Raw genomic sequence first — 12,239 nt, 5'->3', positions numbered from 1 at the left:
CTCGGTCCGCGGCTGCGATGCTGCTCGCCGCCACGTCGGGCACGTCGCTTCTCGTCACACCCAGATCGCTGCGGGTATGCCGTCCGAGAAGGTCTCCGGGGGATCCGGCAGCGAGCGGGCCTCGCCGTTCACCCAGCGGGCCGCCGTCCACGCGGCGGCGCAGGCGTCGAGGACGTCGTCCGCGGCATACCCGCTCCCGGAGAGGACCGACGGAGATGCCAGGCCTGCGGCGCGGAGGGCGGCGAGTCGCGCAGCCCTGCCGTCGTCCGTCTTCTTGCCTGCCGGAATCGGCGCGCCGGACATGGTGGCGAAGCAGAGCTCGGGGTGCGCCTCCAGTACCCGGACCGTCGGGCGACTGCGCACCCACGCGTCGACCTCGAGGATCTTGGCACGCAACCCGAACGCCTGCGCCCCCACGCCCTGACCGGTCAGCGCGCGGTTCACCGGGTCGGCGGCACCCCGGGTCGGCTCACCGTAGGCGGCGCGGGTCAGCGTCGTGAACACCGAGGAGGCCTTGCGCCGCAAAGCCTTTCGTGCCAGCGAGTCAGCCCTGCGCGTCGTCGAGTCGGGCAGCCCGATCGGGATGTCGATCGCCACCACCTGGATCGCCAGCGACCGGCGGACCGTCTCCACCAGCGCGTCGACGGTCTCAGCCACCGCGACGCGGGGGCGAGGGATGCCGGGCTCGAGGATCGCCCCGACCCACCCGGCCCGGCACGCGTCGACGCCGAGAACAGGTGCCGACACGACGACCGGCGGCAGCGGTTGCGGACCGGAACCAGCCCTCGCGACGGCAACGGTCGCCTCGAGCTCGGTCACCGTGGAGCGAGCGGCCACCAGCGCGGCCTCGACAGCGACCGGATCGGGGGAGTCCGTGTCGAGCAGCCCCACGAGCGCGGCTGCCTGGTCAGCCAGCCGCCGCGAGAGCTCACGAGCGTCCCCACCACCCGCCATGCCGATCCCGCCTCCCGTCGAACCGTCGATGGGTGAAACAGTGCCAGACATGCAGGCAACCCCCGAGCCCCAGGCTGCACCCACCCTCGACGTCGAGGCGCTGCGTGCGCAGTTCCCCGCGCTGCAGGGTGGTGCGGCGCACTTCGACGGCCCGGGCGGCTCGCAGGTGCCGCAGGCCGTCGCCGACGCGATCTCCCGGCAGCTGACCAGCCCGATGTCCACCCGCGGCGAGGTGACCGCCGCCGAGCGCAACTCCGACGCGGCCGTCCGCAGCGCACGACAGGCGCTCGGCGACCTGATGGGCACCGACCCGCGCGGCGTGGTGTTCGGGCGGAGCATGACGGCGCTGACCTTCGAGCTGGCCCGCACCCTGGCCAAGCACTGGGGCCCCGGCGACGAGGTCGTCGTCAGCCGGCTCGACCACGACGCGAACATCCGGCCGTGGCTGCTCGCCGCGGAGCAGGTCGGCGCGACGGTGCGGTGGGCCGAGTTCGACCCGACGACCGGTGAGCTGCCCGCCGAGGCGGTCGGCGCGGTCGTGGGCGACCGCACCCGGCTGGTCGCGGTCACCGCCGCCTCGAACCTGATCGGCACGAAGCCCGACCTCCCCGCCATCGCCGCACTCGCCCACGACCGGGGCGCGCTGTTGTTCGTCGATGCCGTCCACCTCGCGCCGCACGGCCTCGTCGACCGGGTGGCGATGGGCGCAGACCTGGTGGCGTGCTCGCCGTACAAGTTCTTCGGGCCGCACTGCGGCGCGCTCGCCGCGGCACCCGAGCTGCTCGAGTCGCTGCACCCCGACAAGCTGGTGCCGTCGTCCGACGCCGTGCCCGAACGGTTCGAGCTCGGCACGCTGCCGTACGAGTCGATGGCCGGCGTCACCGCTGCCATCGACGTGATCGCGGGAATCGTCCCCGGTGACGGCTCCCGCCGGGAGAGGCTCACCACCTCGCTCGCGGCGGTCGCCGCCCACGAGCTGCAGCTGCGCGAAGAGCTCGAGTCGCGACTGGCCGAGCTCCCCGGCGCCACCGTCCACTCCCGCGCCGAGGAGCGCACGCCGACGTTCCTGGTGACCTTCGAGGGCCACGACAGCAAGGACGTCTCCCGCCAGCTCGCGGCCCGCGGCGTCAACGCCCCCGCCGGGCACTTCTACGCGCTCGAGGCGTCCCGTGCCCTCGGCCTCGGCGACACCGGCGGCCTGCGCATCGGCCTCGCCTCCTACACCGACACCGACGACCTCGAGCGCCTGCTGGCCGGTCTCGGCGAGGTCGTCGGGCGCTGACTTCCGGCCCAACGCCGGGTCAGGGGTGTGCCGCCAGCGCGGCCAGGGCGGCCAGACCGCGCTCGGTGTGGGCGGCGAAGCGCTCGCGGGCGTCGTCGAGGAGGGCCGACCCGGCATACCCCGGCGGCACGCGCGTGGGGTTGAGCGCCACCCCGCTCGACCACTCGGCGATGTCGGGCTCGGCGGAGAAGGTGAGCGTGTTCCGCAGGCCGACGTGGTTCATGCCGGCCCACTGCTGCAACGAGTTCCCGAAGTAGGACGGCCGGCAGACGCCGTTCTTCTCCGCGTCCTCGCGCCGCGTCGCCTCGACGTAGCCGGTCAGCGCGGCGCCGAAGCAGGGGAAGCCGGTCCTGACGGGTTGCAGGGTGATCGACCCGGGTCGCCAGATCGGGACCAGGGGCGGGTTCCTGAGGCCGTCCGCGGCGCAGTGCACCACGAGCGCGTCCTCGGCGACGGCGACGGAGCCGTCGTCGAGGACCAGCCTGCCCCGCTCGACCGCTCTCAGGTGACCTCGGCGCACGACGTCCTCGATGGTGCGCAGCTGCTCCAGCTCCCACGCGGCGAGCGTCGGCACCTTGGCCATGGTCGGCCGGATCTCGGGGTCGATGCGCAGCAGGACCCCGGCGCCCTCGAGCCGGACGTAGAAGTCGTCGAGGGAGCCGGCCTCGTGCGCAGCCTGCAGGATGTCGGCGGACGTGCCGAGGTAGACGCCCGGGTCCGGCTGGACCGCGGCACGGTTGAGCATCCACGGGTCGCGGGGCCGCACCCAGCAGATCGCGTCCGCGTCGACGCCCCGCGACAGCAGCCAGATGCAAGCGTCGGTCGCGGTCTTGCCCGACCCGACGACGACGTACCGGCTGGGTGCCTCCTCCACCCGCGCCAGCGCGTTGACGGGTACGACCCGGGCGTCCTCGGCCACGGCGAACGGCGGCGGCGCCTCGGCCGGGATCGACGGAGCCAGGTAGCGGGCGTCGACCACGCGGCACCCGGGGCCGACCTCGAACCGCTGACCTGAGACCCGGGAGACGACGGTGCGGTCACCGACGTACTCGCTGTTCGCGAGGAGCTCCACCCTGCCGGTGCCGAGGAGCCGTTCGAGCACCTCGGCGTAGTACCCGCAGATCTCGGGCTGCGAGGCGCGCTCCTGCAGGCCCTGCTCAGGTCCGCGCTGCTGCAGCCGGCCGCCCCCGAGCCGGGTGGAGGCGACGCCGTAGAAGCTGGACGACTGGTGCAGCCGCACGAAGGGGTAGGCCTCCAGCCAGTGCCCGCCGACGCCGTGCCGCCGGTCGACCATGACGACGCGTGCCCGGTCGTCGTGGTCGACGAGCGCGTCGGTGAACGCCATCCCCATCGCGCCGGCCCCCACCACGAGGTAGTCGGCGTCGAGGATCCGCGTCACGGGGTCAGCGTGCCATCCCGCCGGTGCCGCGTCCTCGTGCCGGCGCCGTACCCGCGGCCGAGGTCAGGCGTTCTGCACCAGCCGGAGCAGGGTGCCGTCGGGGTCGACGAGGTAGCCGATCCGCAGGCCCGAGTGCTCGAGCCGCGGTGGGTGCAGGCGCGGCCACCCGCGATCCGTCTCCGGGATGCCGGTCGCGCGGCAGGTCTCGTAGAAGCCGTCGACGTCGTCGAGCCGCAGGCAGCAGCTGAACGAGCTCGTCGCGGGGTCGAGGGTCGGGTACAGGAAGAACTCCACCGTGACGTCGTGGCCCGTGAGGATCAGCCAGCCCTCGTCGCGGTACGCAGGCTCGAACCCGAGCGCCGCGTAGAACTCCGTCGTCGCGTCGAAGTCGCGCGACGGCAGGTTGGGGGTCGCCAGGTTGCCCATCGGGTCCTCCTTGCTCGTGCCGCCAGTCTTCAGCCGCCGACGCCGCGAAGGAAGGGTCCGATGGCCCTTGCCGACCGGTCCGGGGCGTCGGACCTCAGGCCGGGGACGCGGCGGCGGTGGTCGCCGGTCGGGCGGCCGGCGCGGGGAGCTCGCCGTCGGCCGGGCGGATGCCCCTCAGTGCCAGGACCGAGGCGAGGCAGATCTCCCAGGCGAAGAGCGGCACGGCCAGCAGGGGCTGGGGGCTGGTGAGGCCGAACATCACCTCCACGTTCATCGCCGCGACGAGGACGGCGCCGACGATGCCGAGCGCCGGCACGAACCGCGGTACGAGTCGCCGGCGCAGCAGCAGGACGGCCAGCACGACGGCATTCACCGGGTTGACCAGCCCCGGACCGACCAGGAACGTCCAGTCGTGCACGAGGTGGAGGCCCGCGACGACACCCGGGTCCAGGCCCGGTGCCGCCGTCGAGGCGGGCCGTGCCACGGCGGGGAGGATGGCGACCACGCCGGTGAGGATGACCGTCGCCTCGAGGGCGCGCAGCACGGCATACCCCAACGCGGCGCCGGGCCCGTGCGGGCGCAGCAGCGGGTACAGGGCGAGCGCGGTGCCCACGACGGCGAGCGCGAGGACGACCTCGAGCAGCCCGGCGGTCAGCACGGACCCGCGGTCGGCGAGGGGCGCGCCGGCGTCGAACGCCGAGCCGCCGTAGAGCGGCACGGCTGCGACCGAGGTCACCCAGGTGACGAGGTACAGCGCGGCGGCGCCGAGGGCGAGGCGACGGGGTGCGGTCATGGTTCCTCCAGCAGGGCCAGAGGTGTACGACGTACACCTCGATGGTTGAGACGGTAGGTGTACGCTGTACACCAAGTCAAGCCCCCCATCTCCAGGAGTCGGTATGCCGCGTGGCGGCCGGGAGTCCCTCACCCGCGCCAGGGTCCTCCGCGCTGCGGTCGAGCTCGCGGACACCGACGGCCTCGACGCAGTGACGATGCGGCGGCTCGCGGACGCCCTCGGCGTCGTGCCGATGGCGCTCTACAAGCACGTCGCGGACAAGGACGACCTCCTCGCCGGCATGGTCGACGTCCTCGTCGCGGAGATGGCCGTGCCGCCCCCGTCCTCGCCCACGCGGTGGCGCGACGGCGTGCGGGAGGCGCTGCACGGTGCACGCCGGGTGGTGGGAGCCCACCCGTGGGCCCGGCGGGCGATCGAGTCCAGGACCGTGCGCACACCGGCCGTCCTCGGCCACATGGAGCGGGTCAGCGCGCTCTTCCTCGCGGGCGGGTTCACGCCGGACCAGACGCACCACGTCATGCACCTGCTGGGGAACCGGATCTGGGGGTTCAGCCCGGAGCTGTTCACCGACGCACCGGACACCGGTGGTTCCCCGGCCAAGGCCGGACGGGGCAGGGCGCCCGAGCCGGACCCGGCGGACTACCCGGCGATCATCGCCATCGCGACGGACGCCCGGGCGCGCCGGCCCGACGCCACGGGCTGCGACGAGGACTTCGAGTTCGACTTCGCCCTCGACGTGCTCCTCGGCGGGATCGAGCGCCTGCGACGGGCGCACTGGTCGTCCCCGGCCTGACGCGCTCGTAGGCCGCACGACCGGTGTCGGGCCGGCCGCCCGGCGGTGTCCTCGTCGCCGTTGCGGGTCGACTGGACGACGCGGATCGCACCCGGCGCCGCTGTTCTGGGTGGACCTCGGCCGAGCTCGGTGAACAACGGCCGGCCCAACGTTCGCCGGGCGTTCGCCCCGGTGACGCTCAGGTGCGACGGGCGCTGCCTACCGTCGCGGAGGTGATGAGGCAGAAGGCTTTCCGGTGACTGCCGTTGCGGTCCGCGCGCGCGGGGTCACGACCAGCTATGGCGACGTCGTGGCCCTCGACGGGGTGGACCTGGACATCCCGCAGGGCCGGGTCCACGGCCTTGTCGGGCCCAACGGCGCGGGCAAGAGCACCCTGCTCGGCTCCCTGCTCGGCCTGTCCGTCCCGGACCGCGGCGAGCTCGAGGTCCTCGGCGTCCCGGTGTCGCGCACTCTCGGCGTCCCCACCGGCGTGACCGGCTTCGTCGACGCGCCGGCCCTCTACCCCTCGCTCACCGCCCACCAGAACCTCACCGCAGTCGCCACGCTGCGCGGAGCCGGTGCAGCGGCCGAGGTCGAGGGGGTGCTCGCCGAGGTCGGGCTCACCGACGTCGCCCACGACCGGCTGCGGGGGTTCTCACTGGGGATGCGGCAGCGGCTCGGCCTCGCCGCCGCCCTGCTCGGCCGACCCCGGCTGCTCGTCCTCGACGAGCCCACCAACGGCCTCGACCCGGCCGGACGTCGTGGCATCCGGCGCATCCTCACCCGCCTCGCTGCCGACGGCGCGACCGTCGTGGTGTCGAGCCACAACATGGGCGACCTCGCGACCCTGTGCGACGAGGTCACGATCCTGTCGGCCGGGCAGGTCGTGTTGAGCGGGCCGGTCGCCGAGCTCGCGTCGAGGGCGAAGTGGCTCGAGCACCGGCTCGTCACCTCCGACGCGCAGGCCGCGCGGCGCCTCGCCCTGGGGGTCCGCGGCGTGTGGGTCGCGGCCGAGGGTGGCACCCACCGGCCGCCACCGGGCGAGCTGGTCGTGGGTGGCTCCGTGGCCATGATGGACGAGCTGGTCGCCAGGTTGGTGCGGGCCGGCATCGCGATCCGCGAGCTGACGCCGGTCACGCCTCCGCTCGAGGCGGCCTTCCTCGCCCTCACGGAGGACGACGCCCCCCGGACGGCCGAGGTGGCCTGACGTGGCGACCACCGGCTTCCCCGCCCACGCCGGGACCGCCGCAAGCGTGCCGGCTGCCGCCACCCCAGCCGCCACCCCAGCCGCCGCGTCGGCAGCCGACCCCACGACCGCCCACGTGGTGCTGGCCGGGGCCCCCGCCCCGAGCCAGCCCGCACCGGGCGCGGCGCCGTGGCGTCGCACCCTGCACTTCGAGCTGGTCAAGCTGCTCGCCCAGTGGCGGGTGCGTGTCGCGCTCGCCGCCTGCTGGCTCGTGCCCGCAGCCTTCGTCGTGGCGGTCGGCCAGCAGACCCAGCTGCCTGCCGACACGGTGTTCGGGCGGTGGATGCACGCGAGCGGCTGGGCCGGGTCACTGGTGGTGCTGGGCTTCTGCTGCACGTGGGCGCTGCCCCTGCTCACCGCGCTCGTGGCGGGCGACGCCTTCGCGGTCGAGGACCGGCTCGGCACGTGGCGCCACCTGCTCCTCGTCGTGCGCTCGCCGCGCCGGATCTTCGCGGCCAAGGCGCTCTCGTCGACCGCCGTCGTGGGCCTCATGGTCGTGGGGTTGACCGCGTCGAGCATCGCCGGCGGTCTGCTGGGGGGCACCGGGCACGACCTCGTCGGGCTGTCCGGCCAGCCCCTTCCGGCCGGCCGCGCCGCGGGCCTCGTCCTGCTGGCATGGGGGTGCGCACTGGTCGGTGCCCTCGCCTACGCCGCGGTCGGCCTGCTCGGTTCGGTCGCGCTCGGCCGTTCGCCCATGGGTCTCGCGGCGCCCGCGCTGCTCGCTGTCGTCCTCCAGGGCGCCCAGCTCTTCCCCCTGCCGGCGGTCGTCCGGCTCGCCCTGCCCAGCCAGGTCCTGCTCGGCTGGCGCGGCCTGTTCACCGCACCCGCCCAGACCGGCCCCCTGCTCGCCGGCCTCGCCACGGCGCTGGCCTGGACGGCGGTGGCGACCGCGGCGGCATACGTCCTGTTCGTCCGCCGCGACTTCGCGAACCCGACCGACGACGGCACCGGTCGCAGTGCCCTCCTGCTGGGCGTGGCACCCCTCGTCGGGGTCCTCGTTGCCTCCACCGTCGTCGTCGCGGTCGCCACGCCGGCCAGCGGCACAGGCATCGAACGGGCGCAGGTCGAGCGCGCCGTGGCGACCTCGTTCGCCCACCTGTACCGGCTGCAGACCGACGAGCTGCACCGGCCGTCCGTGACCGAGCAGCAGCTGGCCACCGGGGCGACGTGCGACCGCGCCGGGGGCAGGTATGCCGCGCGGGGGCCGGGGAGCGACTGGCGCTGCGTCGTGACGTGGCACCTCCCCGGGGCGCAGGCGGTCGGCTCGGCCGTCTACCAGCTCGACGTCGCGGCCGACGGGCGGTTCGTCGCGGACGGCGACGGCCCCAAGGAGGTCAACGGCTACTTCACCGTCCGCACCCCTCACGGGGACCAGGCCAACCCCCTCTGGCAGGTCGACGGCCTCGTCGACCTCATGGCTCCACCCCCCTCGAAAGGATGATCATGCAGGTCACTCGACAGCGCCGGCAGTCCGCCGGCGCGCCCTCCGCCCTCCTCGGGCGGGGGACCCGCCGGCTGCGGTTCGCCGTCGCCGGCACCGCGGCGCTCACCGTGGTCGGCGGGGCGATCGCCCACGCCGACACCGGCGTCTTCGGCACCCGCACCGTGGGCACGCAGTACGCCGACGGGCTCCAGGTCTCCGACAACCAGGTCATCAAGCCGATCGGTGACCGGCTCATGACCGAGTACGGCAAGTTCATGGGCTCGACCCTGAGGCCCGACCACCGGTTCCTCGCCGCGAGCAGCATGGACAAGGGCGTGGCCCTGCAGGTCTTCGACCTGTCCACCCGCAAGCTCGTCTACCGGGTCGGCAAGGCCAAGGGCGTCGACCAGGTGCTCTCCGACGGCACGGTGGGGCAGGAGGGCCCGACGTACTCACCCGACGGGAAGTTCCTCTGGCTCCCGCAGCGCGACGCCATGACCCGCTTCCCGGTCAACGCCGACGGGACGCTCGGCGCGGCCACCCGCTTCGCCCTGCCGAAGGTGGCGGGCAACTCGGCGCTGCCCGCGGGTTCGCTCTACTCCCCGGACGGGTCGACCCTGTGGGTCGCGGCCAACGGGCAGAACTCCGTGCTCGCCCTGGACCCCGCGACCGGCGTCGTGCGCCAGACGTGGAAGGTCGGCACCGCACCCCGCGCCCTGCACCTCGTCGGCGGACGGCTCTACGTGAGCAACGAGGGTGGTCGGCCGGCCCGGCCGGGTGAGCCGACGATGAACTCCTACGGCACCGACGTGCCCGCCGACACCTACCTCGGGACCGCCACCACCGGCACCCTCAGCGTCATCGACCCGAGCAGCGCGTCCGCATCCGTCGGCTCGATCGCCGTGGGCCTGCACCCCACTGCACTGTATGCCGCGGGGTCGGCCCTGTTCGTGGCCAACACGGGCAGCGACACCGTCTCCGTCGTCGACACCCGCAAGGGCGCCGTCGTGCAGACCATCGCGACCCAGCCCTACAGCGGGTCCTCGGTCGGCTACGCCCCCACCGGGATCGCGCTGACGAAGTCCGGGCGGCTGCTCGTCAGCCTCGGCCGCGCCAACGCCCTCGCCGTGTACAGCTGGTCGGGCGACCCGCAGGACCCGGTGGGCTACCGCGGTTTGCTGCCCACCGACTACTACCCCGAGGACGTCGCCACGATCGGCGACCAGGTCGTGGTGACCAACACGCGCGGCATCGACGCGCGGGGTCCGGCCATCACCACCGACAAGGGGTACGGCGTCCCGGTGGTGAGCGGCCACGACACGCACAGCACGACCGCCTCGCTCACCACCTTCGCCATGCCCGCGGACTCCAGCCTCGGCCGCTACACCAGCGAGGTGTTCCACCAGAACGCTTGGGGACGGGCCGACGTCCAGCAGTCCCAGGGCTCGAGCGTCGCGGCCGTGCCGGTCCCGCGTCGCATCGGCGACCCGTCGACCATCAAGCACGTGTTCGTGCTGGTCAAGGAGAACCGCACCTACGACCAGGTCTACGGCGACGACACCCGCGGCAACGGTGACGCCTCGCTCGCCCAGTTCGGCAAGGACGTCACGCCGAACCAGCACGCGCTCGCGAAGCAGTTCGGCCTGTACGACAACGTCTACGACATCGGCACCAACTCCGCCGAGGGCCACAACTGGCTGATGCAGGGCGACGACCCGGAGTACACCGAGTCCAGTGCCGGCGAGTACGTCCGCAGCTACGACACCGAGGACGACGTGCTGGGGCACCAGCGGTCCGGCTTCCTGTGGACGTCGGTCGAGTCGGCCCACCGCAGCGCGCTCAACTACGGCGAGTTCACGCAGTTCCTCACCAAGCCGGCAGGCGCCACGTGGCAGCAGTACTACTGCACCACCAAGGCCGTCGAGGGCGGCGCGGACCCGAGCGCCCTCACCGACCCGAGCGTGAAGTCCGACACCGAGTCGCCGATCCCGTCGCTCAACGCGATCACCGTGCACGACTACCCGAAGTTCGACGTCAACATCCCGGACACGTACCGGTACCAGGTGTGGAAGCAGGACTTCGAGAAGAAGGGCCCGGCGAACCTCAACATGCTGTGGCTGTCCAGCGACCACACCGGCGGGGCGCCGGACGCCCGTGCCCAGGTGGCCGACGGGGACCTCGCCGTCGGTCGCGTCGTCGACCAGATCTCGCACAGCAAGTGGTGGAAGGACTCCGCGATCTTCGTGGTCGAGGACGACAGCCAGGACGGTGCGGACCACGTCGACGGCCACCGGGCGCCGGTGCAGGTCATCAGCCCGTATGCCGTGCACGGCAAGGTCGTGAGCACGTACTACTCGCAGATCAACATGGTGCGGACCATCCAGCAGATCCTCGGCGCGCAGCCGCTGAACCAGAAGCTGGCCGCGGCGACGCCGATGTTCGACGCGTTCCAGGCCAAGCCCGACCTGACACCGTTCACCCAGGTGGCGAACCGGATCCCGCTCACCGAGGGCGTCACCCCGGCACCCGAGTGCGGCGTCGACACCCCCGCGGGTGCGGCGACCGCGGCACCGTCGGCGCAGCCCAGCGCCACGGCCGTCCCGCCGTCGATGAAGGGGGTCGCCGCCCAGTGGGAGCACTGGCGCAAGGACCAGGCCTTCAGCGGTCCCAACGCGGTCCCGGACTCGGCCGGGCCGGAGCAGATGAACCGCTTCACCTGGTACCAGGCGCACGGCTTCGCGGTGCCCTACCCGGGTGACCCGACGGTGTACGCGCCGAACGACGTCCCGGGCGCCTACCTGCGCACCGAGGACGGGCGGTAACCGGACGGGACCACCCGCGCCCGCCGGGGCTCCCGGTCCGCGACACCTCCACCGGACCGGGTGGGACAGGGGCGGCGTCGAGCCACGGCGCCGCCCCTGTCCGCGCCCACCGGAACGCGCACTCGAGGGGTGGTCGCGGCGGGTCAGCGGGCGGAGTCGCGGACCTGCTGGCGCACCCAGTGGATCGTGTCGGCGACCTCGGGACGCACCCGGGCGGGGTCGGTGAGCCAGTCGACCAGGACGTGGTCGTCGTGGGTCACCCCCGACAACGCGTCGGCCGTGGCGGCGGCGAGCAGCGCCCCGGTGCGCGGCACGGGGAGCTCGGCCGCGAGGGCGTCGTCGGCCCAGCCGTCGGCCAGGACCATGAGGTCGTCGTCGACGTGGCGGCGGCGCGCAGCGGTGACGGCCGCCGCCGCGGCCGGCAGCGCGCCCACGGCCTCCTCGCCCGCGACCGACCGCACTTCTGCGACGAGCTCCTCGAGGTGCAGCTCCATGAGCCAGGACGGCATGCCCCGGCCGGCGAGCACCCGGCACAGCCAGGCGACCTGGCGGGTGGCGCGCTCCTCGCCCAGGTGGGCGAGCGAGATGAGCCACGCCGAGTCGGTGCTGGCGAAGCGGGACCCCCGCTCGCCGTAGCGGATCCCGTAGTACGGCATGGCGTCGAGGGAGCGCTGCGCCGCCCGGACGGCGGCCCGCACGAGCGTGGCGTCCGTCGTCACCTCGTAGGCGCCGGCGTCGGGGTTCACCACCGCAGCGTCGACCGCCTGCCGGTTGGCCCGCCGCACCAGCCCCGCGGCCACGTGCCGCTCGCCCTCGGCGACGAGGTTGGCCACGTCCGAGCCGTGGGGGTGCTCGGGCAGGTTCCCCTCCAGCGCTGCGCGCAGCACCTCGGGGTCGGTCGAGCCGGTCGCGACGACCAGCCGCTCGACGCCGACCACCGCTGCGAACACCGCCGGGTCGTCGAGCCGCCCGGAGACGGTGCGGTCGGCGTTGGCGAGCAGGAGCTGTCGGGCCTCGTCGGCGGGGTCGGTCATGCCCGGCATTGTGTCGTGCCCGGCACCGGCGGCCGGACCGCGACGTCGGACGGCGACGTCGGACCGCGACGTCGGACCGCGACGTCGG

General features: G+C 73.9%; 10 protein-coding genes. 5 read left to right on the top strand and 5 right to left on the bottom strand.

Translation table 11 applies throughout. From position 1 onward, the window contains the following. Window positions 1-54: 54 nt before the first annotated feature. Window positions 55-1,005 carry a DUF429 domain-containing protein gene (locus RKE38_RS08010; protein ID WP_316006914.1) on the bottom strand — a complete coding sequence of 317 codons (951 nt, stop codon included), beginning with the start codon at window positions 1,003-1,005 and terminating at the stop codon, window positions 55-57. Here RKE38_RS08010 and RKE38_RS08005 point away from each other — a divergent pair. Then, window positions 1,004-2,236, top strand: a complete 1,233-nt coding sequence (locus RKE38_RS08005; protein ID WP_316006913.1) for a cysteine desulfurase-like protein — start codon at window positions 1,004-1,006, stop codon at window positions 2,234-2,236. The two genes, RKE38_RS08010 and RKE38_RS08005, sit on opposite strands and share 2 nt — an antisense overlap. A gap of 19 nt (window positions 2,237-2,255) precedes the next feature. On the opposite strand, the gene RKE38_RS08000 is transcribed toward RKE38_RS08005, so the two are convergent. The 3 genes from RKE38_RS08000 to RKE38_RS07990 all read right to left on the bottom strand — a co-directional run bounded on the left by RKE38_RS08000 (window position 2,256) and on the right by RKE38_RS07990 (window position 4,854). Further along, the gene (locus RKE38_RS08000) at window positions 2,256-3,635 is read right to left on the bottom strand and encodes an NAD(P)-binding protein (protein ID WP_316006912.1); all 1,380 of its coding nucleotides are present in this window, start codon (window positions 3,633-3,635) and stop codon (window positions 2,256-2,258) included. Window positions 3,636-3,698: 63 nt separating this feature from the next. Continuing rightward, on the bottom strand, window positions 3,699-4,061 hold the full coding sequence (locus RKE38_RS07995; protein WP_316006911.1) for a bleomycin resistance protein: 363 nt from the start codon (window positions 4,059-4,061) through the stop codon (window positions 3,699-3,701). Between the two features lie 94 nt (window positions 4,062-4,155). Further along, entirely contained in the window at window positions 4,156-4,854 is a 699-nt protein-coding gene (locus tag RKE38_RS07990; protein WP_316006910.1) for a DUF4386 domain-containing protein, read from the bottom strand. A gap of 103 nt (window positions 4,855-4,957) precedes the next feature. On the opposite strand from RKE38_RS07990, the gene RKE38_RS07985 reads away from it, so the two are divergent. The 4 genes from RKE38_RS07985 (at window position 4,958) to RKE38_RS07970 (ending at window position 11,117) form a co-directional block, all read left to right on the top strand. Next, window positions 4,958-5,647 carry a TetR/AcrR family transcriptional regulator gene (locus RKE38_RS07985; protein WP_316006909.1) on the top strand — a complete coding sequence of 230 codons (690 nt, stop codon included), beginning with the start codon at window positions 4,958-4,960 and terminating at the stop codon, window positions 5,645-5,647. A gap of 235 nt (window positions 5,648-5,882) precedes the next feature. Next, complete coding sequence (locus RKE38_RS07980; protein ID WP_316006908.1) at window positions 5,883-6,833, top strand: ABC transporter ATP-binding protein; 951 nt, start codon at window positions 5,883-5,885, stop codon at window positions 6,831-6,833. A gap of 1 nt (window position 6,834) precedes the next feature. Then, window positions 6,835-8,313, top strand: coding sequence for an ABC transporter permease (locus RKE38_RS07975; protein WP_316006907.1), 1,479 nt, complete (start codon window positions 6,835-6,837; stop codon window positions 8,311-8,313). Between the two features lie 2 nt (window positions 8,314-8,315). Continuing rightward, entirely contained in the window at window positions 8,316-11,117 is a 2,802-nt protein-coding gene (locus tag RKE38_RS07970; protein WP_316006906.1) for a bifunctional YncE family protein/alkaline phosphatase family protein, read from the top strand. A 143-nt stretch (window positions 11,118-11,260) separates the two neighbouring features. On the opposite strand, the gene RKE38_RS07965 is transcribed toward RKE38_RS07970, so the two are convergent. After that, entirely contained in the window at window positions 11,261-12,151 is an 891-nt protein-coding gene (locus RKE38_RS07965; RefSeq protein WP_316006905.1) for a hypothetical protein, read from the bottom strand. Window positions 12,152-12,239: the final 88 nt, after the last annotated feature.

This window comes from Phycicoccus sp. M110.8 (genome assembly GCF_032464895.1).
Taxonomy (GTDB): Bacteria; Actinomycetota; Actinomycetes; order Actinomycetales; family Dermatophilaceae; genus Pedococcus.
This window is presented reverse-complemented; position numbering and strand designations above follow the sequence as displayed.